Source organism: Klebsiella sp. CTHL.F3a, assembly GCF_019890895.1.
Lineage (GTDB): Bacteria > Pseudomonadota > Gammaproteobacteria > Enterobacterales > Enterobacteriaceae > Klebsiella > Klebsiella grimontii.
In genome coordinates, this window is the sequence record NZ_CP082360.1 from 3807023 (window position 1) to 3831659 (window position 24637).

General features: G+C 54.1%; 20 protein-coding genes. 10 read left to right on the forward strand and 10 right to left on the reverse strand.

Features of this window, described 5'->3' with window-relative positions; all coding sequences use genetic code 11:
* Window positions 1-303: 303 nt before the first annotated feature.
* Window positions 304-813: an SOS-induced cell division inhibitor SulA gene (sulA, locus tag K7H21_RS17920; protein ID WP_223035264.1), complete on the forward strand. Its 510-nt coding sequence runs from the start codon at window positions 304-306 to the stop codon at window positions 811-813.
* Between the two features lie 353 nt (window positions 814-1166).
* Window positions 1167-2237: a porin OmpA gene (gene ompA / locus K7H21_RS17925; protein ID WP_004131016.1), complete on the forward strand. Its 1071-nt coding sequence runs from the start codon at window positions 1167-1169 to the stop codon at window positions 2235-2237.
* Between the two features lie 93 nt (window positions 2238-2330).
* Here ompA and matP read toward each other — a convergent pair whose 3' ends face one another.
* Complete coding sequence (gene matP, locus K7H21_RS17930) at window positions 2331-2783, reverse strand: macrodomain Ter protein MatP (protein WP_004131014.1); 453 nt, start codon at window positions 2781-2783, stop codon at window positions 2331-2333.
* 185 nt (window positions 2784-2968) lie between these two features.
* On the opposite strand from matP, the gene K7H21_RS17935 reads away from it, so the two are divergent.
* A complete protein-coding gene (locus K7H21_RS17935) occupies window positions 2969-4726 on the forward strand; it encodes an AAA family ATPase (RefSeq protein WP_087830125.1) in 1758 nt (585 codons plus the stop codon).
* Window positions 4727-4795: 69 nt separating this feature from the next.
* Complete coding sequence (fabA, locus tag K7H21_RS17940) at window positions 4796-5314, forward strand: bifunctional 3-hydroxydecanoyl-ACP dehydratase/trans-2-decenoyl-ACP isomerase (RefSeq protein ID WP_004131011.1); 519 nt, start codon at window positions 4796-4798, stop codon at window positions 5312-5314.
* A 66-nt stretch (window positions 5315-5380) separates the two neighbouring features.
* Here the strand turns inward: fabA and rmf are convergent, their stop codons facing one another.
* The 6 genes from rmf to rlmKL all read right to left on the reverse strand — a co-directional run bounded on the left by rmf (window position 5381) and on the right by rlmKL (window position 13302).
* Window positions 5381-5548: a ribosome modulation factor gene (gene rmf / locus K7H21_RS17945; protein WP_004871568.1), complete on the reverse strand. Its 168-nt coding sequence runs from the start codon at window positions 5546-5548 to the stop codon at window positions 5381-5383.
* Between the two features lie 255 nt (window positions 5549-5803).
* Window positions 5804-6367 (reverse strand): membrane integrity-associated transporter subunit PqiC, encoded by a 564-nt coding sequence (pqiC, locus tag K7H21_RS17950; protein WP_142470970.1) that lies wholly within the window; start codon window positions 6365-6367, stop codon window positions 5804-5806.
* Window positions 6367-8004, reverse strand: a complete 1638-nt coding sequence (gene pqiB / locus K7H21_RS17955) for an intermembrane transport protein PqiB (protein ID WP_004131007.1) — start codon at window positions 8002-8004, stop codon at window positions 6367-6369. Before pqiB ends, pqiC begins: the two co-directional genes overlap by 1 nt.
* Entirely contained in the window at window positions 7994-9262 is a 1269-nt protein-coding gene (gene pqiA / locus K7H21_RS17960; RefSeq protein ID WP_004131006.1) for a membrane integrity-associated transporter subunit PqiA, read from the reverse strand. The genes pqiB and pqiA overlap by 11 nt, the downstream gene beginning before the upstream one ends.
* Window positions 9263-9276: 14 nt before the next feature.
* Window positions 9277-11184, reverse strand: a complete 1908-nt coding sequence (locus K7H21_RS17965; RefSeq protein WP_004131004.1) for an ABC transporter ATP-binding protein — start codon at window positions 11182-11184, stop codon at window positions 9277-9279.
* Between the two features lie 12 nt (window positions 11185-11196).
* Window positions 11197-13302, reverse strand: a complete 2106-nt coding sequence (gene rlmKL, locus K7H21_RS17970; protein ID WP_004131002.1) for a bifunctional 23S rRNA (guanine(2069)-N(7))-methyltransferase RlmK/23S rRNA (guanine(2445)-N(2))-methyltransferase RlmL — start codon at window positions 13300-13302, stop codon at window positions 11197-11199.
* A gap of 98 nt (window positions 13303-13400) precedes the next feature.
* Here rlmKL and K7H21_RS17975 point away from each other — a divergent pair, with 98 nt between their 5' ends.
* Window positions 13401-14510: a YcbX family protein gene (locus K7H21_RS17975; RefSeq protein WP_223035265.1), complete on the forward strand. Its 1110-nt coding sequence runs from the start codon at window positions 13401-13403 to the stop codon at window positions 14508-14510.
* Here the strand turns inward: K7H21_RS17975 and zapC are convergent.
* Both zapC and pyrD read right to left on the reverse strand, forming a co-directional pair.
* Window positions 14507-15049, reverse strand: coding sequence for a cell division protein ZapC (gene zapC, locus K7H21_RS17980; RefSeq protein WP_213223345.1), 543 nt, complete (start codon window positions 15047-15049; stop codon window positions 14507-14509). The two genes, K7H21_RS17975 and zapC, sit on opposite strands and share 4 nt — an antisense overlap.
* Before the next feature lie 168 nt (window positions 15050-15217).
* Complete coding sequence (gene pyrD, locus K7H21_RS17985) at window positions 15218-16228, reverse strand: quinone-dependent dihydroorotate dehydrogenase (protein ID WP_004130996.1); 1011 nt, start codon at window positions 16226-16228, stop codon at window positions 15218-15220.
* A gap of 248 nt (window positions 16229-16476) precedes the next feature.
* On the opposite strand from pyrD, the gene ssuE reads away from it, so the two are divergent.
* Genes ssuE through ssuB form a run of 3 tightly spaced genes read left to right on the forward strand, consistent with a single transcriptional unit; the run spans window position 16477 to window position 18671 of the window.
* Window positions 16477-17052 (forward strand): NADPH-dependent FMN reductase, encoded by a 576-nt coding sequence (gene ssuE / locus K7H21_RS17990; RefSeq protein ID WP_004130992.1) that lies wholly within the window; start codon window positions 16477-16479, stop codon window positions 17050-17052.
* Between the two features lie 57 nt (window positions 17053-17109).
* Window positions 17110-17901, forward strand: a complete 792-nt coding sequence (gene ssuC, locus K7H21_RS17995) for an aliphatic sulfonate ABC transporter permease SsuC (protein WP_004130990.1) — start codon at window positions 17110-17112, stop codon at window positions 17899-17901.
* On the forward strand, window positions 17898-18671 hold the full coding sequence (gene ssuB / locus K7H21_RS18000) for an aliphatic sulfonates ABC transporter ATP-binding protein (protein WP_087830119.1): 774 nt from the start codon (window positions 17898-17900) through the stop codon (window positions 18669-18671). Before ssuC ends, ssuB begins: the two co-directional genes overlap by 4 nt.
* A 66-nt stretch (window positions 18672-18737) precedes the next feature.
* On the opposite strand, the gene pepN is transcribed toward ssuB, so the two are convergent.
* Entirely contained in the window at window positions 18738-21353 is a 2616-nt protein-coding gene (gene pepN / locus K7H21_RS18005; protein WP_223035266.1) for an aminopeptidase N, read from the reverse strand.
* Between the two features lie 328 nt (window positions 21354-21681).
* Here pepN and pncB point away from each other — a divergent pair, with 328 nt between their 5' ends.
* Window positions 21682-22884 carry a nicotinate phosphoribosyltransferase gene (gene pncB, locus K7H21_RS18010; RefSeq protein ID WP_004130976.1) on the forward strand — a complete coding sequence of 401 codons (1203 nt, stop codon included), beginning with the start codon at window positions 21682-21684 and terminating at the stop codon, window positions 22882-22884.
* 303 nt (window positions 22885-23187) lie between these two features.
* The gene (gene asnS, locus K7H21_RS18015; protein WP_004130975.1) at window positions 23188-24588 is read left to right on the forward strand and encodes an asparagine--tRNA ligase; all 1401 of its coding nucleotides are present in this window, start codon (window positions 23188-23190) and stop codon (window positions 24586-24588) included.
* Window positions 24589-24637 lie beyond the last annotated feature (49 nt).

Sequence of the window (24637 nt, forward strand, 5' to 3'; positions counted from 1 at the left end):
TGAAGTCAAAAGCAGGGAAAGTAAAATGCTTAATTAATATTAATCACATTAGAGCACAAAGTGGAGGGTATCTCTGGTCACTCGTATACGGTTAACATCATCATTTGTGAGAAGAATTTATCCAGGTAAAAAGCGCAACAACGATGAATTCACATTATGTACGCGCTGACATCCGACGCTATCGGCACTTGCTTATTCCCAGAGATGTACAAATTTCATCCAGAAACAGAGAAAATAGTGTTGATCTTTCACCCTGCCGCATATACTGTATATGCATACAGTAAGCCACAGGCGGGATAGACTATGTTTACATCAACTCACGCAAATCGTTCACCACTGACTTCTACTTCAGTACGTCGTCGCTCTCATGACGCTGCCGAACAGCCAGCTAACGGGCTGATCAGTGAAATAGTCTATCGAGAAGATCAGCCTATGATGACGCAGCTACTATTGCTTCCTTTATTACAGCAGCTTGGTCAGCAGTCACGCTGGCAGCTCTGGCTGACTCCACGGCAGAAGCTAAGCCGTGAATGGGTGCAGTCATCCGGTTTACCGCTGTCCAAGGTTATGCAGATCAGCCAGCTCTCCCCCGCTAATACCCTGGAGTCAATGGTTCGCTCACTGCGCACCGGAAATTATAGCGTCGTTATTGGCTGGCTATCAGAAGAACTGAGCATTGAGGAACATGAGCGACTGGTTGCCGCTGCAGAAGAGGGTCACGCAATGGGCTTTATCATGCGCCCGGTAAGAAATAACGATCAGCCAGGCAGACAACTTTCTGGGCTAAAAATTCACTCAAACCTGTATCATTAACCGAGTTTAGGATTAATCCTGGAATTTTTTTTGCCCTGACGCGAGATGGGCTTTCTTGATGGGCATTTTTGTTAAAATGCTTGTCTGATGCGGCTTCGCGACTTTTTTTGCCCCGAATAAGTTCAACCGTATTTGTTAAACATAGCGTACACAACCCTTTTTTTTCATATGCCTGACGGAGTTCACACTTGTAAGTTTCGAACTAAGTTGTAGACTTTACATCGCCAGGGGTGATCGGCTTACGCTGCATGTATCAGCATAGTTAACAACAAGTCACGCCCCGGGTGAAGGATTTAACCGTGAGGTCTTCTGAACCTTCATGGCGAATTTTGGATGATAATGAGGCGCAAAAAATGAAAAAGACAGCTATCGCGATTGCAGTGGCACTGGCTGGCTTCGCTACCGTAGCGCAGGCCGCTCCGAAAGATAACACCTGGTACGCAGGTGCTAAACTGGGCTGGTCCCAGTATCACGACACCGGTTTCTACGGTAACGGTTTCCAGGGCAACAACGGCCCGACCCGTAACGATCAGCTGGGTGCTGGTGCGTTTGGTGGTTACCAGGTTAACCCGTACCTCGGTTTTGAAATGGGCTACGACTGGCTGGGCCGTATGGCTTATAAAGGCAGCGTTGACAATGGCGCTTTCAAAGCTCAGGGCGTTCAGCTGACTGCTAAACTGGGTTACCCGATCACTGACGATCTGGATATCTATACCCGTCTGGGTGGTATGGTTTGGCGCGCAGACTCCAAAGGTAACTACGCTTCTACCGGCGTTTCCCGTAGCGAACACGACACTGGCGTATCTCCGGTATTCGCGGGCGGCTTAGAGTGGGCTGTTACTCGTGACATCGCAACCCGTCTGGAATACCAGTGGGTTAACAACATCGGCGACGCTGGCACCGTTGGTACCCGTCCTGATAACGGCATGCTGAGCCTGGGCGTTTCCTACCGTTTCGGTCAGGACGATGTTGCTCCGGTTGTAGCTCCGGCTCCGGCTCCGGCTCCAGAAGTGACTACCAAGCACTTCACCCTGAAGTCTGACGTTCTGTTCAACTTCAACAAATCTACTCTGAAACCAGAAGGCCAGCAGGCTCTGGATCAGCTGTATACCCAGCTGAGCAACATGGACCCGAAAGACGGTTCCGCAGTTGTTCTGGGCTACACCGACCGTATCGGTTCCGATGCCTACAACCAGCAGCTGTCTGAGAAACGTGCTCAGTCCGTTGTTGATTACCTGGTATCCAAAGGTATCCCGGCTAGCAAAATCTCCGCTCGCGGTATGGGTGAATCCAACCCGGTTACTGGCAACACCTGTGACAACGTGAAAGCTCGTGCAGCTCTGATTGACTGCCTGGGTCCGGATCGTCGCGTAGAGATCGAAGTTAAAGGCTACAAAGACGTCGTAACTCAGCCGCAGGCTTAAGTTATATCGTCAATAAAAAACCCCGCAATGCGGGGTTTTTTTTGGCTTAAATTCCGCATTCAAAAAAACAGCAGAATCCCGGCGCCAGCATCGCTACTCTTTACCTAGCAGCACCTGCAAATCATGCTTCAGGCTGGACATCTTGCTGGCATACTTCTCTTTATGCTCAGCATCCTCAATTAACTGCACGATAGTTTCCGACAGCGTTTTACCCCGTCTTTGCGCCAGACCTGCAAGGCGCTGCCAGACCACGAATTCAAGGTCGATAGACTTTTTACGCGTATGCTGATGCTCCGCGTTGAAGTGACGCTTACGTCGAGCGCGGATAGTCTGCTTCATGCGGTTCACTAGCTCTGGATTCATATGCTGCTCAATCCAGGTATTCACCAGCACGGGTTCATTTTCGAGCGTCAGTAATACATCGACCGCGGCTTGCGCAGCGCTGGCTTCAATGTAGCGGGTAATAAGCTCACCTTCCCGATGCTTTTTTACCAGATAAGTCCATTTCCAGCCGCTTTCAAGATTTTCCAGTTGTTGATATTTCATTGCGATCTCAATGTGACCGTGTAACTCATTTCAGGATATCAGTTTTTTCCTGATGTGCTGAGAATAAATCATCTTTAGTGATGTTGGTAGATTCGTTATCACCACGACAATCGCAATCCCCCGTGTGCTCAGACGCCGCATAATGTATAATCGCGCGTTTTACATCTGACTAAAAAACAGCGACTTTGACCATTACGAAACTTACCCGAAACGACCTTGCTCCTGATACGGAAAGTTATCAGGCGCTGTTTGCACAAGCCGACCTGGCGCACGCAGAGGAATCCCTCTCAGGCGAACTGCAACCCCGTCTCTTTTATGCCCTGGAGCAGCTACTGGTCACTCCAGCCATTTCGCCATTTATGCTGGTTAAAATTCCGGAAGAACCGGAGTACCTGCAATGGTTAGCTAACGAAACCCGAACTTTACATCAACCGGCAGCAACACTCTGTGGCGTTCACTATCAGGTTGATGGCGGAAAAATCTCTCTTACGCCGGCGCATACTGCTGAAGATAATTTCGCCAGCGTTGCCCCGGTAGAAGCCGCTGACTGGATCGAAGCAGAACAGCTGTTTGGCTGCGTGCGCCAGTTTAATGGTGAAATCACCCTACAACCCGGTCTGGTCCATCGCGCCAACGGCGGCGTATTGATTCTCTCCCTGCGCGCCTTACTGGCTCAGCCCCTACTGTGGATGCGGCTAAAAAACATGGTGGCCCGCCAGCGTTTTGACTGGCTGTCATTTGATGAGTCTCGCCCTCTTCCGGTGAGCATCCCTTCTATGCCCCTGAGCCTGAAAGTGATCCTCGTGGGCGAGCGGGAATCCCTGGCTGATTTCCAGGAGATGGAACCCGAGCTTTCTGCGCAGGCTATCTACAGCGAATATGAAGATAACCTGCAAATTGCTGATGCAGATACGCTGAAGCAATGGTGCCAGTGGGTCTGGCAAAATGCTCAACAGCTTGAACTTCCGGGACTGTCCGCTAACGCCTGGCCGCTGCTGATTCAGGAAGGCGCGCGTTATACCGGCGATCAGGAAACTTTGCCGCTGTGCGTTCTCTGGATTGCCCGCCAGCTTAGAGAAGCCGCCGCGTTCTGTGAAGGTGAAGAGATTCGCGCCGAAGAGATACAAACCATGCTGGAGCGTCGTCTGTGGCGCGAGGGCTATCTTGCTGAGCGCATCCAGGATGAAATCCTGCAGGAGCAGATCCTGATCGAAACCGAAGGCGAATGCGTAGGACAAATCAACGCACTCTCTGTCATTGAGTTTCCGGGTCACCCTCGCGCGTTTGGCGAGCCTTCGCGTATCAGCTGCGTCGTGCATATTGGCGACGGCGAATTCATCGACGTTGAACGCAAGGCCGAGCTGGGCGGCAACATTCACGCAAAAGGCATGATGATCATGCAGGCGTTTCTGATGTCCGAGCTGGAGCTCGAACAACAGCTTCCCTTCACCGCCTCCCTGACCTTCGAGCAGTCCTACAGCGAAGTGGATGGCGATAGCGCCTCCATGGCCGAACTGTGCGCGCTAATCAGTTCGCTGGCCAATGTACCGATTAATCAGAGCATCGCCGTTACCGGCTCTGTCGATCAGTTTGGTCGCGTACAGCCGGTTGGCGGGCTCAACGAGAAAATTGAGGGCTTCTTCGCTATTTGCCAACAGCGTGGGCTGACCGGCAAACAGGGCGTCGTCATCCCCTCCGCCAACGTTCGTCATCTGAGCCTGGCACAAGAACTGCAGCAGGCCGTTGCGGATGAGCAGTTCTTTATATGGGCAGTCGATGACGTGTCGGAAGCGCTGCCCATTCTGACCCAGTTGCTCTGGGACGGCGAAGGACAAACTTTACGGCAAACCATTCAGGAACGAATTGCGCAGGCGACACAGCAAGAGAGTCGTCATCGCTTTCCGTGGCCGCTACGCTGGTTAGGCGGTTCAGGTTCGAACTGATCGGACTTGTTCAGCGTACACGTGTTAGCTATCCTGCGTCCCGAACTCAAAATAAGGCTTACTGAAAACATGGTAGATAAACGCGAATCCTATACAAAAGAAGACCTTCTTGCCTCTGGTCGTGGTGAACTATTTGGTGCAAAAGGCCCCCAGCTGCCGGCACCAAGTATGCTGATGATGGACCGCGTCATCAAAATGAGCGAAACCGGTGGTAACTATGACAAAGGTTATGTTGAGGCAGAACTCGATATTAACCCGGACCTGTGGTTCTTCGGTTGCCATTTCATTGGTGACCCGGTAATGCCGGGCTGCCTGGGTCTGGATGCCATGTGGCAGCTGGTTGGTTTCTACCTGGGCTGGTTAGGCGGTGAAGGTAAAGGCCGTGCATTAGGCGTGGGTGAAGTTAAGCTCACTGGCCAGATACTGCCAACGGCGAAGAAAGTGACCTACCGTATTCATTTCAAACGCGTGATAAACCGTCGTTTGATTATGGGCCTGGCGGATGGCGAAGTGCTGGTTGACGGTCGTCTGATTTACACCGCAACCGACCTGAAAGTGGGCCTGTTCCAGGACACTTCCGCATTCTGATAAGCAGTGACCCGTTAGAAAAGGCGAAGCCCCCGCGCAGCGGAGGCTTCTTTTTTAAAGAGACAGTCAGGCAGTTTGTACCCTGTCCTCCATGGCTTCTCGCCAGCCTCCTAGCCAATAAGACCTTTGGTTTAAGGTCTGGTAAGGACACATTTCCTTCGACCTTCCGGTAATACCGGCCTGGTACCCACGCTGATGTGCCCGTTCCAGGCGATCTCGTTTTTGTCTCTTCATGCCTCGTTTCCCTCATTCTTTGATCTGGTGGAAAAGAAAACAATGGTCACTTAATGCGCAACCACGGTTAACGAATACCGCGAATCAGAGATAGCGTCAATGCGCAAAATTCACGCCATTGTCATATTTGTGAGCTACATGAAAGTTCGTTTGTACAAAAACTGTGAACCAGCACAAGTAACAATCTGATGAGACAAACAAAAAGCCACTGCGATTTTCATTCTCGCAGCGGCCTTTTACTCTTATGAATTTTACTTATGGCAGACGATTAAGCTCGCTGGCAATCGCGGTTGCTTCCTGAGTCCAGGCCTGAGCTAACGTTTTCACCATCGCGTCGTAGCCATCCTCTTGCTGCTTAAGCTCAATATGGAACGGCCGCTTGATCAGCTGCCCTTGATGCTTCAGCAGCCACTCGCCGCTGACGATTACCCGGCCATCGTAACGACCGTGAAAACCACTAACGGATACGTTCAGCGTATCTTGCTCGCTACCCAGCGGTTGAGAAGCGACAACCCATCCCGGTAGCTGGTTGCTAAGGTTCGCCACCAGCGTTGTTCTCAGCTGTTGATCGAGCGGGCTAGCCCATAGATTGTTGTTGGCAATCACATACTGAACATCGGTGGTCTGATAAACCACCCCGTTACCGGCCAGATAATCTGGAATGCTAACCTGCTCAACCCACAGCAAATTTTTGCTTTGATAGGCGGCGCTTTGCGCGCCTCCCTGCGCCACCGGAAGCTGATAGTAAGTTTTACTCTCGCCGCCGCTGCTGCATGCCGTCAGCGCGCATACCGCCGCCGCTATTAGCCATTTCTTCATTATTTCGCTCCCTTCGGCTGTGGATCTTTTTTATCCTTCGCCTCAAATACCAGCGCATTGCTCTTATCATTGAGCGTTTTCAGTACCGGCTGCAGTTCGCGAAGAACCTGGTCGAGACGCTGCATGTCCGCAACCATCTTATTGTATGCCGCAGATCCCGGCTGGAAGCCTTGCATACTACGATTAAGTTCACGCAACGTATTCTGCATATCGCCCGGTAGCTGCTGCATCGACTGACTTGACGTTATCTTGTTCAGACTATCCAGCGTCGCCTGTACGTGCTGCATCGTTTTTTCACTTTGCGCCAGCGTACTGGTTGCCTGCTCCAGCAGCGGGTTAATTGGCAGATTATTAATCTTATCCAGCGCATCCATCAGCCGCTGCTGGATCTGCGCCAGGCCACCGCTCACGGTTGGAATAATCGGATATCCGCCAAACTCCTGGAACTTGCCGCGCGCTGGCGCTTTCGGGTAGAAGTCGAGATCGATATACAGCGCCCCGGTGACCAGGTTACCGGTTTTAAGTGAACCACGCAGTCCACGGTTCATCAGATCATCGATATGCTTACGAATGTCAGGATCGGTGCCTAACTGATTGATCAAGCGTTCAGGCTCAATCCGCACTTCGACCGGAATACGATAGTCATCGTTTAAGCTCTGCTTCAGACCGGGGATAAAGAACGGTACTTTACCCACGGTCCCAAGGCGGATACCGCGGAACTCAACCGGCGCGCCGGGTTGCAGACCGCGAATCGAATCTTTAAAGAACATCACGTAGTCAATATGCTGAGTAAACACTGAATCCTGAATGCTGCGCTGGTCGTCAAACAGATGATATTCGGTTTTATTCGCCACCGGCTCACCTAACGGCAACCCTTCGGGAATATCAAAGCTGACGCCGCCGCCAAACAGGGTCGACAGCGATCCCATTTCAACGCGCATACCGGCAGCGGTCAGATCCACCGCAATACCGCTATCCTTCCAGAAGCGCACGTTATTGGTTACCAGCCGATCGTTAGGCGCACTGATAAACAGTTGATAAGTAATGTTCCGTTTTTGCGCATCGAAAGTGCTGGTTTCAACTGAACCTACGCGATAGCCGCGGAAAAGCACCGGATCGCCGGGTGAAAGCTGACCCGCTTTGCTGCTTTCCAGCAGGATGCGAATACCTTTAGCATCAGGGGATGCCAACGGTGGTGAATCCAGCAGCGGATACTGCGACGGGACAGAACCTTTGGTACCGGGCTGCAGTTCGATATAGGCGCCGGATAACAGCGTCCCCAGACCGCTAATCCCTTCACGACCGACCTGCGGTTTAACCACCCAAAAAACCGAATCCTGATGCAGCAGTTTTTCCATGCCTGAATTCAGCCGGGCTTTAACTTCCACGTGGGTCAGGTCATCCGTCAGCGTTGCGCTTTCAATCACGCCGACATCAACGCTGCGGCTTTTGATCCGGGTTTTCCCCCCTTCAATTCCCTCAGCGTTAGTCGTAATCAGGGTCACTTCCGGCCCCTGGTGACTATAGTGATAAAAAAGAATCCAGGCACCAATGAGCGCCGTAACTATCGGGAAGATCCACACCGGTGACCAGTTTTTCACCTTTTGCACCTTCGCTTCTCCGCTCTTATTTTCCATGCTGCAGTCTTTCCTCATGGCTTGAATCTGGCTCACGATCCCACAATAAACGAGGGTCAAACGTCATGGCCGAAAACATTGTCATTACTACGACCAGCGCAAACATCACAGCTCCTATCGCCGGATAGATATTCATTAATCCACCGATGCGTACCAGAGCGGAGAGGACTGCGATAACAAACACATCAATCATTGACCAGCGGCCAACAAACTCGACGACTTCATAGATCAGATGCATGCGCTCCGAGTCGCGATCTCCCTTGCCGCTTGCGTTCCAGCATAGCCAGCCAATGGCGATCATCTTTAACGTCGGCACCATAATACTGGCGATAAATATCACCATAGCAACCGGATACGATCCTTCACTCCATAGCAGGATCACCCCCGCCATAATAGTGGAGGGCATTTTATCGCCCAGCAGGTCGGTAATCATGATCGGCAAAATATTGGCGGGCATATAGAGGATCAATGAAGTCACCAGCAGCGCCAGCGTCCACTGCAGGCTGTTTTTACGCCGGGCGGTTCCCTTGGTACGGCAGCGTGGACAAACAGCCTCATCCACGGGCAAAACCGCCGTGCAGCATGAACACGAGCGTAGACCCTGGCGCAAACCGGAAACGCCGACTTTCAACGGCTGTTTAATCGGCGGCATTGGCGCAATATCATCCCATAACCAGCGGCGATCCACGCACTGGAACGTTCGCAGCTGTAACAGGCAGAACATACACCAGGGAATAAAACTCAGGCCGATGCCGATATCGCCGTATGCCATCAGCTTAACGAAGCTAACCAGTACTCCGGCGAGGAAGATCTCCGCCATCCCCCAGGTTTTAAGGTGAAACAGGATCCGCGCCAGAAAGGCTTTTAACCCGGAAGGCATGCTCACCCGGTTGACCAGTAGCAGTATAGTGACCAGGCAGAATGCCGGCACCAGCTGTACGAACAGTAAAAAGAAAGTCCCGAGGCTGGCGTAATCCTCGGTAAACAGCACATTTGGAATTTCCAGTAGCTCAATTTCGCTGCTGATCCCCCCAACCTTCATATAGATGAAGGGAAACAGATTGGCCAGCAGCAGCATGAACAACGCGACCAGCGCGTAGGCTGTGGGACGCTGCCGGGGAGCGTCCCATGACGTTGTTAATGTCGTTCCGCAACGCGGACACGTAGCTTTCTGGCGATGCTCCAGCTGCGGCAAAGCCACCAGCAGATCACATTGTCGACACAGGATATGCCGCGCAGCATGATGATGATCGCACATGAAAACTCCTCAGCTTACGCGCCGTTTTTTAATCCTTCGAGATATTCCCAGCGTTCGAAGGCGGTTTCTAGCGCCTGCTCCGCTTCACTCAGCTGCGCAAGCACCTGCTGCGTATGGTCATGCGATTGCCCAAAGAAAGAAGGGTCGGCAACCTGCTCCTGCAAATTCTGCAGCTGGGCTTCCAGCTCTTCCAGTTTCTGCGGCAGCTGTTCCAGCTCGCGCTGCAGGTTATAGCTTAGTTTGCTGGCAGCGCGTTTGACACTTTCTGCTTTCGGTTGAGCAACTTCAACAGTCTTTTTAGAAACCGACTGCTTTTTCGCCAGATACTGGGCCTGCTGACCGCGTGCGTCATGATAGCCGCCAACGTATTGACCAATTTGTCCCGCGCCTTCGAAGATCCAACACTCCGTTACCGTGTTATCAACAAATTGACGGTCGTGGCTAACCAGCATCACCGTTCCCTGATAGCCGTCAACCAGCTCTTCCAGCAGTTCCAGGGTTTCAACATCCAGATCGTTTGTCGGTTCATCGAGAATCAACAGGTTACTGGGCTTGAGAAACAGACGCGCCAGCAACAGACGGTTACGCTCACCGCCCGACAGCGCGCGCACCGGCGTCATCGCGCGTTTCGGATGGAACATAAAGTCCTGCAGATAGCCCAGGACGTGGCGCGGCTTGCCGTTCACCATCACTTCCTGTTTACCTTCCGCAAGGTTATCCATCACCGTTTTATCCGGATCAAGTTCCGCGCGGTGCTGGTCGAAGTAAGCCACCTCCAGCTTGGTACCCACGTGAATACGTCCGCTATCCGCCTGCAGTTGACCGAGCATCAGCTTTAGCAGCGTGGTTTTGCCGCAGCCGTTCGGGCCAATCAGCGCAATTTTGTCACCTCGCTGGATTTGGGCGGTGAAATCTTTCACCAGCACCTTGCCATCAACCTGGTAGTTGACGTTCTCCATTTCGAACACGATCTTGCCCGAACGCGCGGCCTCTTCGACCTGCATCTTCGCACTGCCCATCACTTCACGGCGCTCACCGCGCTCGCGACGCATGGCTTTTAACGCCCGTACGCGCCCTTCGTTACGGGTACGACGCGCTTTGATCCCCTGGCGGATCCACACTTCTTCCTGCGCCAGCTTGCGATCGAACTCCGCGTTCTGTAATTCCTCCACGCGCAGCGCTTCTTCTTTATCCAGCAGATACTGATCGTAGTTACCCGGATAGGTGACCAGCTTGCCGCGATCGAGATCGACAATGCGCGTCGCCATATTGCGGATAAAGGAACGGTCGTGCGAAATAAAAATAATAGTGCCTTTGAACATCTTCAGGAAACCTTCCAGCCAGTCGATAGTTTCAATATCGAGGTGGTTGGTCGGTTCGTCGAGCAGCAGCACGCGCGGCCCGCTGACCAGCGCGCGGCCAAGGGCCGCTTTACGCAGCCAGCCGCCGGAAAGCGAGGAGAGCTCGGCGTTAGGATCGAGACTGAGCTGTTCCAGCACTTCATTAATGCGGCTATCGAGCTGCCACAGGCCTAAGTTATCCAGTTGCTCCTGAAGACGCGCCAGTTCGTTCAGATTCTTATCACTCGGATCGGTCATCACCAGCTGCGAAACATCGTGATAGCCCTTGAGATAAGCCGCTTGTTCCGCAATCCCTTCGGCCACAAAGTCGTAAACGGTGCCGGTTACATTACGCGGCGGATCCTGCTGTAAACGTGCCACAACCAGATCCAGTTCATAGATAATGCGCCCGTCATCAAGACCCTGTTCACGATTGAGGATCTTCATCAGGGTCGATTTACCCGCACCGTTGCGCCCTACCAGGCAGACGCGTTCGTTATCTTCGATATGCAGTTCAGCATTATCCAGCAGCGGCGCATCGCTGAAAGAGAGCCAGGCGCCGTGCATACTAATTAAAGACATTCTTTATTCCTTTCAGGCTGCGGTAATCAGCCAGCAGTTGTGAATCTGACGGTTGCGGGCAAAATCCTGAGACAGCGTTTTTTGCGTGATCTCCTGCGCCTTCAGGCCCAGTTGCTCCAGCCCGTCATGATCCATACGGAAACCGCGTTTGTTGTTCGAGAACATAATCGTGCCGCCTTTACGCAGCAGACGTTTTAAATCGGTCATCAGGCGCAAATGGTCGCGCTGAACGTCAAACGCATCATCCATACGCTTGGAGTTGGAGAAGGTTGGCGGATCGATAAAGATCAGGTCGAACTGCTCGGTCGTCTCCCGCAGCCAGCCCAGCACATCGGCCTGCATCAGGCGATGCGCGCGGCCGGTTAAGCCATTGAGGCGCAGGTTACGTTCAGCCCATTCAAGATAGGTACGTGACATATCGACCGTCGTCGTGGAACGCGCGCCGCCAAGGCCGGCATGGACGCTGGCGCTGCCGGTGTAGGAGAAAAGGTTGAGGAAGTCTTTGCCTTTACTCATCTGGCCCAGCATGCGGCGAGCGATACGATGGTCGAGGAATAGCCCGGTATCCAGGTAGTCGGTCAGGTTGACCCACAGACGCGCGTTATACTCCTGTATCTCAATGAACTCACCCTTTTCGCCCATTTTTTGATACTGGTTTTTACCTTTCTGCCGTTCGCGAGTTTTCAGTACCAGCTTGTTCGGCGCAATCCCCAGTACGGCAATGGTGGCGGCAATAATATCAAACAGGCGCTGGCGGGCTTTATGCGCATCAACGGTTTTCGGCGGCGCATACTCCTGCACCACCACCCAATCGGCGTAGCGGTCGATAGCGACGTTATACTCCGGGAGGTCGGCATCATACAGGCGATAGCATTCAATACCTTCCTGACGCGCCCACTTCTCGTATTTTTTCAGGTTCTTGCGCAGACGGTTGGCGAAATCTTCCGCCAGCATAGCGGTTTTGCCGCCTTCGTTTTCTGCAAGATGGTAGTTCTTCTGTACGCAGTCGAGCGGGCCGTTTTTCGCTTTAAACTGTTTATCAGCACGAAGCTGCAGGCAGCTCAGCAGATCCGGCGAGGCGCTAAACAGCGACAGGTTCCAGCCGCCAAACTGGTTTTTCATGATCCGCCCCAGCAGGCTATGCAGGGCAATCAGCGCCGGTTCACTCTCCAGACGCTCGCCGTACGGCGGGTTGCTAATCACCGTGCCATAAGGGCCCTTCGGCAGTGGGTTGCTAAGCTGGGCAACGTCTTTCACTTCGAAGGTAATCAGTTCGCCAATACCGGCTCGGCGGGCGTTACGCTGCGCGCGTTCGATAACGCGGGCGTCAACGTCGGAACCGTAAAAGCGCGATTCATACGCCGCAAGTCCCTGACGGGCGCGGGTTTGCGCTTCGGCTTTCACTTCTTTCCAGATAGCATCGTCATGCTGCGCCCAGCCGCCGAAACCCCAGTGACCACGGTGTAAACCCGGCGCACGATCGGTGGCCAGCATCGCCGCTTCAATCAGCAGCGTACCGGATCCGCACATCGGATCGAGCAGCGGCGTACCCGTAGCCCAGCCGGAACGCATCACTATCGCCGCGGCCAGGTTTTCTTTGATTGGCGCCATGCCGGTCCCATCGCGGTAGCCGCGCAGGTGCAAGCCCTCGCCGCTGAGATCCAGGGAAATATGCGCGGTCTCTTTATTCAGCCAGACGTTAATTCGTAGATCGGGGTTTTCACGATCGACGTTGGGACGCGGCAGATTCTTACGCGTAAAGCTGTCTACGATGGCGTCTTTAACCTTCAACGCCCCGTACTGACTGTTACGAATCTCTTCGTTCAGCCCGCTAAAGTGCACGGCAAAAGTGGCATCCTGGGTGAAAATCTCCGTCCATGGAATAGCCTGTACGCCAAGATACAGATCCAGGTCGCTGTAGACGCTGCACTGCCCCAGCGGCAGCATAATCCGCGAAGCCAGCCGGCTCCACATCAGGCTTTGATACAGCAACCGCGTATCTCCCTGAAAATGGACCCCGCCCTGGACCAACTGGCAGTCCACCGCGCCCAGCCCTTCCAGTTCAGTTTTTAACAGCTCTTCCAGCCCACGAGCCGTACTGGCAAACAGAGAATTCATATCGTCACTTTTACTAAAAGAAAATTGGTGCGCATTATAGCCAATATGCGCCCTATGTCATAAAGTTAAAGGCTTATTTTTAAAGCCAGGGGCAGCGTATGGTCACCCTTTCGCGTCTTTTCGTTCATCCCGTCAAATCAATGCGGGGAATTGGGCTCAGCCACGCTTATGCAGATATCAGCGGGCTAGCCTTCGATCGTATCTTTATGGTGACGGAAACCGATGGCACCTTCATCACCGCCCGTCAGTTTCCGCAAATGGTCAAGTTTATTCCGGCGCCGCTCCATGATGGTCTGCATCTGACCGCGCCGGACGGCAACAGCGCGGTGGTCCGCTTCAGCGATTTCTCGACGCAGCAGGAGCCTACCGAAGTCTGGGGTAACCACTTTACCGCCCTGATTGCCCCATCCGCGGTCAACCAGTGGCTAAGCGGGTTCTTTAACCGCAGCGTTCAGCTCCGCTGGCTGAGTCCGCAGCTCAGCCGCAGGGTGCAACGTCACGATGCCGTGCCCCTCTCCTTCGCCGACGGTTTTCCCTACCTGCTGGCCAATGAGGCTTCACTACGCGATTTGCAAAAACGTTGCCCGGCCAGCGTAAGCATAGAACAATTTCGCCCGAATCTTCTGGTGACCGGCGCGGCCGCCTGGGAGGAGGATACGTGGAAAGTGGTGCGCATTGGCGAGGTCATTTTTGATGTCGCTAAACCGTGCAGCCGCTGCGTATTGACGACCGTCAGCCCGGAGCGCGGGCAAAAGCATCCTGCCGGCGAGCCCTTAAGCACGCTGCAGAGTTTCCGCACGGCGCTGGATAACGGCGATGTCGATTTCGGCCTGAACCTGATCGCGCGAAATAGCGGCGTAATCCGCGTGGGCGATGAGTTAGAAGTGCTGGCCCGCGGCCCGGCGAAGGCCTACGGCGCAGGCGAGAGTGATAATACGCCGGCACCTGAAGCGCAGCAGAACGCGACGGTAGAAATAGTCTGGCAGGGAGTGAGCTTTACCGGTAATAATCAGCAAATACTGCTGGAGCAGCTGGAACAACAGGGAATTCGCATTCCTTACTCATGTCGGGCAGGAATCTGCGGCAGTTGCCGCATCCGGCTGGAAGAAGGGGAAGTCAGCGCGCTGAAGAAAAACGCGGTAGCCGCCGATGGCACTATTCTGTGCTGTAGCTGCGTACCGAAAACCGCGGTGAGGCTGACGCCTTAAACCGCCTGGCCCAGGCTGTAGCTGGCGACACCTGGCGCTGGCTGCAGTCTGTCGTTCATAATTTTAATCACATCGCCCAGTTGCATCACACGGCCGGCAAGCGTCAGACCGGGCTGAGCTAACAGGCATAGCGCGGCGTTTTCGCCGGGCTCAACCACCAACAGATTGACCTGCTGGCCGGTATCGCTGAGCCATGCGCTGGCGGCATCGCCAACGCATGGCTGCCAGCTCTCTTCATGAGTATTGAAGTGCCAGCTTTTCGGCATTTGCGGTTTGAGAAAACGAATGGCGACCAGCGCATTAAGCACTAATTCTGCACGCTGTTCTTTTGTTAATTCGAGGTCGCGGCATTTTTCTTCAAAGGAAAAATAGAGCGCGGCATCATCAACGCAAAATCCGGAAGGCGCGAAGGCGTCGGGCGTCAACATTCGGCGGGCAAAACGCGACCTGAATAACATACCATTAGCCAGATCGAGCATCATGCGGTCATGCTCTTCATCATAATACCAGCGCCAGTTATCGTCAGGTTTGATCCGCATTTCTACCCCCGTCCTCTTCCACTTCCATCTGTAATTAACAGGTAAACTGCTACAGAATATTTCCAAAATTAAGAAAAGACTAAAATGTTTAAATAAGCAACAATGAAGGAATATAAAACAACCAGGGCTATAAATAAAGCCCTGGTGAAGTATCAGAAGGGGAAAAGATTAGATATGGGTAACAATTTCTTTAATCAGCGGCGGACCTTTAAAAATAAATCCGGAATAAATCTGCACCAGCGTCGCTCCGGCGGCTATCTTTTCCCGGGCGGCAATCACCGAGTCAATACCGCCGACTCCGATAATGGGCAGACGGCCATTTAATTCCGCAGACAGCATACGGATAATTTCCGTACTCTTTAGCTGCAAAGGACGTCCGCTAAGCCCACCGGTTTCATCACAATGTTTCATCCCCTGTACCAGCGATCGATCCAAAGTCGTATTGGTGGCAATCACGCCATCTATATTATGCCGGACTAAACTGTCCGCCACCTGGATCAATTCTTCGACGGAAAGATCCGGTGCGATCTTTACGGCCACAGGAACATATTTCTGGTGCTTCTCTTGTAGCTCACGTTGCTTATTTTTAATACCAGAGAGCAAATCATCCAACGCGTCTCCGTATTGTAAAGTACGCAAGCCTGGGGTATTCGGCGAAGAGATATTAATGGCGATATAGCCGGCATAAGCATAGATTTTTTCCATACAAATCAGATAATCATCTTTACCTTGTTCTACCGGGGTATCTTTATTCTTGCCGATATTAATCCCCAGAATGCCGTCAAAATGCGCCTTTTTTACGTTCTCAACGAGGTTATCAACACCGTGGTTATTAAAGCCCATGCGGTTGATCAACCCTTCAGCATCGACCAAGCGGAAGATCCTTGGCTTATCGTTGCCCGGCTGCGGGCGTGGGGTCACGGTGCCAATTTCAATGGAACCAAAACCCATCGCGCCGAGCGCATCAATGCACTCGCCATTTTTATCCAGCCCGGCGGCCAGGCCCAGCGGATTCTTAAATGTGAGCCCCATACAGGTCACCGGTTTTGTCGGCACCTTCTGGCGAACCAACATTTCCAGCGGGGTACCCGAAACACGGCGTAATTGTTGAAAAGTGACTTCATGAGCGCGCTCAGGATCGAGCTGAAAAAGGGCTTTACGAACGAAGGGGTAGTACATGAACTCTCCTGAATTCCCGGTGTGCAAACCGGGGGCGTATTATGTGCGATCCACCCCTGAAAGGGAATTGACCTACGACAAAAAATCTCATCTCCGACGCAAACGTTTACCTTTCTCCCACTCGTTATGCACTTTCTGACAATCCAACGCCGGATAAATCATTTAGGGAAATAAAAGCGCTCTGTCACACTGCAGCTAAATGTTATCAATTATAGATAAATGCGAATATTTAGTTATAAGGAGTGAGTATGCGAGTCATCACACTTGCGGGCAGCCCGCGTTACCCTTCCCGCTCCAGCGCGCTTCTGGAATATGCCAGAGAGACGCTCTCCGCGGCGGATATTGAAGTCTGCCACTGGCACCTGCAGAATTTTGCCCCGGAAGACCTGCTCTACGCTCGCTTTGATAACCCCGCCCTCCATGCGCTGAATGAACAGCTTGCCGGCGCCGATGGGCTGATCATCGCGACCCCCGTCTATAAAGCCTCTTTTTCTGGTGCGTTAAAGACGCTTCTGGACCTGCTGCCGGAGCGCGCGCTGGAGGGAAAAATCGTTCTGCCGCTGGCTACTGGCGGAACCATCGCCCATATGCTGGCGGTGGATTACGCCTTAAAACCGGTACTCAACGCGCTGAAAGCTCAGGAGATCCTGCACGGCGTTTTTGCTGATGATAGTCAGGTCACGGATTATCAGCATAAACCGCAATTTACCCCGAATCTGCAGGGTCGCCTCGACCAGGCGCTGGAAACCTTCTGGCAAGCGCTGCATCGTCCCAGCAGCCGCGCGCCGGCGCTCAAAAATTTACAGCAGGTTGCGCATGTTTAAAAATCCCGCGTTGATGCCCGTATCCAGGCAAAACGGTCAAGAATAAAGGAACACTCTATGGCGACGCTTTCGCAAAAATTCCTGATCCGCGTAGCCCCCTGGCTTTTGCCGGTCGGCAGCGTGATCGTCTGGCAATTCGCCTCCTCCGTCGGTTGGCTATCGACTCGTATTTTACCGTCGCCGGAAGGAGTGCTAAAAGCCTTCTGGACGCTCTCCGCCAGCGGCGAGCTTTGGCAGCATCTGGCTATCAGCTCATGGCGGGCGCTTATTGGTTTCAGCATCGGCGGTTCTATTGGCCTGGTTCTCGGGCTGATTAGCGGCCTGTCGCGCTGGGGCGAACGCCTGCTGGATACCTCCATTCAGATGCTGCGCAACGTGCCGCACCTCGCGCTGATTCCGCTGGTGATTTTATGGTTCGGCATCGATGAGAGCGCCAAAATCTTCCTCGTGGCGCTGGGAACCATGTTCCCGATTTATATCAACACCTGGCACGGTATTCGAAACATTGACCGGGGACTGGTCGAGATGGCTCGTAGCTACGGCTTATCGGGTTTTGCTCTGTTCCGCCATGTGATCCTGCCCGGCGCCCTGCCCTCAATTATGGTCGGCATCCGTTTTGCGCTCGGCCTGATGTGGTTAACGCTAATCGTGGCCGAGACCATCTCGGCTAACGCCGGTATCGGCTACCTGGCGATGAACGCCCGCGAATTTCTGCAGACCGATGTCGTGGTCGTCGCCATTATTCTTTACGCTATTCTCGGCAAACTGGCCGACTTCAGCGCCCAGCTGCTTGAACGCGTCTGGCTACGCTGGAATCCGGCCTATCACCTTCAGGAGGCCAACGCATGACCACCGCGCGTCTTAATCCGGGGATCCCACTGCTGCTTAACGGCGTAAGCAAGCGTTACGGCAGCAAGACGATTCTGAATGAACTCGAGCTTCATATTCCCACCGGGCAATTCGTCGCGGTGGTCGGGCGCAGCGGCGGCGGTAAAAGCACCCTGCTGCGTCTGCTTGCCGGGCTGGAAAAACCCAATGCCGGACTGCTGCTGGCGGGTTCGACGCCGCTGGCGCAAATCCAGGATGATACCCGGATGATGTTTCAGGATTCCCGCCTGCTGCCGTGGAAAACGGTGATCGATAATGTCGGCCTCGGGCTGAAAGGTCAGTGGCGCGAGGCCGCGCTCAGGGCGCTGGCAAGCGTCGGCCTTGAAGACCGCGCCGGTGAATGGCCCGCGGCGCTTTCCGGCGGGCAAAAGCAGCGCGTGGCGCTGGCTCGCGCGTTAATTCATCGCCCCGGATTATTGCTGCTTGATGAACCGCTGGGCGCGCTGGACGCGCTCACCCGCCTGGAGATGCAGGATCTGATTGTCTCGCTGTGGCAGGAACATGGATTTACCGTCCTGTTGGTCACTCACGACGTCAGCGAGGCGGTGGCGATGGCCGATCGCGTCTTGCTGATTGAAGAGGGGAAGATAGGGCTGGATCTGCTGGTGGACATTCCACGTCCGCGGCGCACGGGTTCGCCGAAGCTGGGCGAACTGGAAGCGGAAGTTTTGAATCGGGTAATGCAGCGCGGCAAGAACGAGTCTGCGCCGCGCTTAGCGAGACACGGCTGAACCGTCGTCGTTTTTATAACATCCGGCCACAGCGCAGCTGCGCCCTGGCCGGAAATCACGTCACTGTTACGCCAGCGCTTTACTGATTTTCTCGAACAGATCCCCGGAAAGATTCTCCAGCCCCTTCAGTTGCTCCAGCGCCCCGCGCATCAGCGCCTGACGCTTCTCGTCGTAGCGCTTCAGGCGGATCAGCGGTTCAATGAGACGCGAAGCAACCTGCGGGTTGCGGCTGTTCAGTTCAGTCAGCATCTCGACCAGGAAGTGATAGCCGCTACCGTCTTCAGCGTGGAACGCTGCCGGGTTGCTGCCGGCAAAGGCACCGATCAGGGAACGGACGCGGTTCGGGTTACCCATGCTGAACGAGCGATGATTCAACAAGCCGCGAACCGTCTCCAGGACGTTATCCGCCGGGCTGGTGGACTGCAGGATAAACCATTTATCCATGACCAGTCCGTCCTGGTGCCATTTGTCGTCATACTCCTGCATCAGCGCATCACGGCACGGTAGCTGAGCCGCTACGGCCGCCGCCAGCGCCGCCAGCGCGTCGGTCATATTGTCCGCATGATGATACTGCGCGCTAACCAGTTTATCCGCCAGTCCGGCATCGCCAAACGCCAGATAGCGCAGGCAGGTGTTACGCAGAGAACGCTTGCCGATATCGGCATGCTCAACGCGGTAGCTGTCGAGCTTGTTGGCGTGGTAAACCGCCAGGAACTCGTCCGCCAGCTCTTTCGCCAGCGTGCGGGTAAGCGCTTCGCGCACCGCGGCGATGGCGATCGGATCGATAATCGCAAACAGCTCCGCCATTTCATTTGCCGAAGGCAGGGTCAGGATCTCCGCCGCCAGCGCCGGATCGATCTTCTCATCCAGCAGAATCGCACGGAACGCATCGGCGACGTGGATCGGCAGCGACAGCGGCTGCCCTTGCTGGTGACGGTTGACGTTGAGTTTGATATAGGTCGCCAGCAGGCTCTGCGCCGCGTCCCAGCGGGAGAAATCATTCCGCGCGTGACGCATCAGGAAGGTCAGCTGCTGATCGCTCCATTTATACTCCAGCTTCACCGGCGCGGAAAACTCGCAAAGCAGCGCCGGTACCGGCTGGAAGTAGACGTTATCGAAAACAAAAGTCTGCTCCGCCTGGGTCACGTTCAGTACGTGATGCACCGGATGGCCGCCCTTCTGCAGAGGGATCACTTTGCCTTCGTTATCGTACAGCTCGATATCGAACGGGATATGCAGCGGCAGCTTCTCCGCCTGTTCTGACGTCGACGGCGTGCGCTGGCTGATGGTCAGGGTGTACTGCTCCGTTTCCGGATTGTAGTCGTCATGAACGGTGACAATCGGCGTACCGGACTGGCTATACCAGCGGCGGAAATGGGACAAATCGACGTTGGAAGCGTCTTCCATCGCCTGGACAAAATCATCACAGGTCGCGGCGCTACCGTCGTGGCGTTCAAAATAGAGCTGCATTCCTTTCTGGAAATTCTCTTCGCCCAGCAGAGTATGCAGCATGCGGATCACTTCCGCGCCCTTCTCATACACCGTCAGGGTGTAGAAGTTGTTCATCTCAATCACGCTGTCCGGGCGAATCGGATGCGCCATCGGGCTGGCGTCTTCGGCGAACTGCAGGCCGCGCATGGTGCGTACGTTATTGATGCGGTTGACCGCGCGTGAGCCGAGGTCGGAGCTGAACTCCTGATCGCGGAAAACGGTCAGGCCCTCTTTCAGGCTAAGCTGGAACCAGTCGCGGCAGGTAACGCGGTTGCCGGTCCAGTTATGGAAATATTCGTGACCAATGACGCGTTCGATATCCAGATAGTCTTTATCGGTCGCGGTATCGGTACGCGCCAGTACGTATTTGGAGTTAAAGACGTTAAGCCCTTTGTTCTCCATGGCGCCCATATTGAAGAAGTCGACGGCGACAATCATATAAATGTCGAGGTCATACTCGAGACCAAAGCGGGTTTCGTCCCACTTCATTGAATTTTGTAGCGAGGTCATCGCCCATGGCGCGCGGTCAAGGTTGCCGCGGTCAACGTACAGCTCCAGCGCGACTTCACGCCCCGAACGTGTTTTAAAGGTATCACGCAGGACGTCGAAATCGCCGGCCACCAGCGCAAACAGGTAGCACGGTTTCGGGAACGGATCCTGCCACTGGATCCAGTGGCGGCCGTTTTCCAGCTCGCCCTGGGCCAGGCGGTTACCGTTGGAGAGCAGGAACGGGTATTTTGCTTTATCGGCGATGATTTTGGTGGTGAAGCGCGCCAGAACGTCCGGGCGGTCCAGATACCAGGTAATATGGCGGAAGCCTTCCGCTTCGCACTGGGTACACAGCGCTTCGCCGGACTGATACAGTCCTTCCAGCGCGGTATTCGCCGCGGGGCTAATTTCGTTGACGATGGTCAGGGTGAAATGTTCCGGTAAACCGCTAATGACCAGTTGGTTATTTTCTTCTTTGTAGTCGCTCCACGGTTGGCCGTTAACCTGAAGAGAGACCAGCGTCAGGTCTTCGCCATCCAGACGCAATGGCACATCAGACGTAGCCGCCTGGCGGGAGACCTTGCTCTCAGCCGTCACTACGGTTTTCGCGGCATCCAGGTCAAAGGTCAAATCGATATCGCTAATCAGATACTCCGGCGCACGATAGTCGTGGCGGTATTTGGCTTGGGGCTGTTGTGTCATAAAAAACCTTTAGCGTGTCCTGTAAAGTGTCGACTCAGTCTATTCCTGTTGCGCAAATCTCGCTATGCAGAATCTTCATCTTTTCAATGCTAAACATAAAAATTGCTACATTTTGATAACACCAGAGGCACGAAATGCGCTCGACCAGGCGCAAACCTTGTGGTGTGATGCGTGTTCAATATATTAAACTAGGCCTCGCAAATGACCGTCTGCGTCGCCATCAGCCGTCGCCGCGGGACAGAGTCGGGTATTACAGGTATACTCCGCCTCCTTTTTACCGCTTTGGTTTTGATGGAAACGCTCCAGTGAGAGGATGCTACTGCGCACCATGACCCAATTCACTTCTCCTGTACTGCACTCGTTGCTTGATACGGATGCCTATAAGCTGCACATGCAGCAGGCTGTCTTCCACCGCTACAATGATGTACAGGTTGCGGCGGAGTTCCGCTGCCGTGGGGATGATTTGCTCGGCATCTACGCCGATGCGATTCGCGAGCAGGTTGAGACGATGCGCGACCTGAGGCTACAGGACGATGAATATCACTGGTTGTCGAGCCTGCCCTTCTTTGCGCCAGACTATCTCGAATGGCTACGCGGCTTCCGCTACGACCCGCGCCAGGTTACCGTCATCAATGACAACGGCAAGCTGAATATCCGCCTTTCCGGGCCCTGGCTTGAAGTTATTATGTGGGAAGTTCCGCTGCTGGCGGTGATAAGCGAGCTGGTGCATCATTATCGCTCGCCGGAAGTCAGCGTCGATCTCGCGCTGAATACCCTTGAGCATAAGCTGACTGACTTTAACCGCCTCACGGCTGATATCGATATGTCGGGCTTCCGCCTGATGGATTTCGGTACCCGCCGCCGCTTCTCCCGCGAGGTGCAGCAGGCCATTGTTGAGCGTCTTCAGCAGGAACCCTGGTTCACCGGCACCAGCAATTACGATCTGGCACGTCGTCTGAATCTGACGCCGATGGGAACTCAGGCGCACGAATGGTTCCAGGCGCATCAGCAGATCAGCCCGAACCTGGCAAGCAGCCAACGCGCCGCCCTCGCGGCCTGGCTGGAAGAGTACCCGGATCGGCTGGGGATTGCCCTGACCGACTGCATTACGATGGACGCTTTTCTGCGCGATTTCGGACCGGAGTTTGCGACCCGCTATCAGGGGCTGCGCCACGACTCCGGCGACCCGGTGGAATGGGGCGAGAAGGCTATCGCCCACTACAAAAAGCTGGGCATCGACCCGCTGAGCAAAGTGCTGGTATTTTCCGATAATCTCGACCTGACAAAAGCGGTCGATCTCTATCGCCACTTCTCCTCGCGGGTGAACCTGAGCTTCGGTATCGGTACGCGTTTAACCTGCGATATTCCTCAGGTGAAGCCGCTGAATATTGTTATCAAGCTGGTGGAGTGCAACGGTAAGCCTGTCGCCAAACTTTCTGACAGCCCGGGTAAAACGATTTGCCACGACAAAGCGTTCGTTCGCGCTCTGCGCAAAGCCTTCGATCTCCCCCCGGTTAAAAAAGCCAGCTAGGTCATATAAAGACAAAATGCGTCCGCCAAAACGGGCGCATTTTTATTCGCCTCCGCTTATCACCCCGAGACGTTATCAAGCGTTAAGAATCCCGTTCGCCCCGCATGGGATAATCGCGATGAACGAATCCCTCTTAATATCAGGCTCTCACACAGCAAAGAAGGCGATCTCCTTATTTATTTCCTAAAAGCCCCCTTTCTTGTGCGAAATCTACTTGTCTGATGGAAGATGACAGGTAACATAGATATCCCCCTGCTGAAGGGGAATACAGATTTTTCTATTGGACTAACAAGAGAGACTATTATGAGCGTTGTGCCTGTAGCCGACGTACTCCAGGGCCGCGTTGCCGTTGACAGCGAAGTCACCGTGCGCGGATGGGTGCGTACCCGCCGAGATTCTAAAGCTGGCTTTTCTTTCCTCGCCGTCTATGACGGTTCCTGCTTTGATCCTGTACAGGCCGTTATTAGTAATTCTCTTCCCAATTACAATCAGGAAGTCCTGCGCCTGACCACCGGCTGTTCGGTCGTGGTAACCGGCAAAGTCGTGGCGTCTCAGGGACAGGGCCAGAGCTTTGAAATCCAGGCTAGCCATGTTGAAGTCAGCGGCTGGGTTGAAGATCCGGATACTTATCCGATGGCGGCTAAACGTCACAGCATTGAGTATCTGCGTGAAGTTGCCCACCTGCGCCCGCGCACCAACCTGATTGGCGCGGTGGCGCGCGTTCGCCATACGCTGGCGCAGGCGCTGCACCGTTTCTTCGACGAGCAGGGCTTCTTCTGGGTTTCTACTCCGCTGATTACCGCTTCCGATACTGAAGGCGCCGGCGAGATGTTCCGCGTTTCAACGCTGGATCTGGAAAACCTGCCGCGCAACGACCAGGGCAAAGTCGATTTCGATAAAGACTTCTTCGGCAAAGAGTCGTTCCTGACCGTTTCTGGCCAGTTGAACGGCGAAACCTACGCCTGCGCGCTGTCTAAAATCTACACCTTTGGCCCGACCTTCCGCGCGGAAAACTCCAACACCAGCCGCCATCTTGCGGAGTTCTGGATGCTGGAGCCGGAAGTCGCCTTTGCTAACCTGAACGATGTGGCAGGTCTGGCAGAAGCGATGCTGAAGTACGTTTTCAAAGCCGTTCTCGAAGAGCGCGCGGATGACATGCAGTTCTTTGCCGAACGGGTTGATAAAGACGCCATCGACCGCCTGCAGCGTTTTGTTTCCGCTGATTTTGCCCAGGTTGATTACACCGACGCGGTCACTATTCTGGAAAATTGCGGTAAGCAGTTCGAAAACCCGGTCTACTGGGGCGTGGATCTCTCCTCCGAGCACGAACGCTATCTGGCGGAAGAGCACTTTAAAGCGCCGGTTGTCGTGAAAAACTATCCGAAAGATATTAAGGCGTTCTATATGCGCCTTAACGAAGACGGTAAAACCGTCGCTGCTATGGACGTGCTGGCACCGGGCATCGGTGAAATCATCGGCGGCTCCCAGCGTGAAGAACGCCTGGACGTGCTTGACGCGCGTATGGCGGAAATGGGTCTTAATAAAGAAGACTACTGGTGGTATCGCGACCTGCGCCGTTACGGCACCGTGCCGCACTCTGGTTTCGGTCTGGGCTTTGAACGTCTGATCGCTTACGTGACCGGCGTGCAGAACGTTCGTGACGTCATTCCGTTCCCGCGGACTCCGCGTAACGCGACATTCTGATTTTTTTCTGCAATTTTTGTCAAAGGCCAGCGCAAGCTGGCCTTTTTTT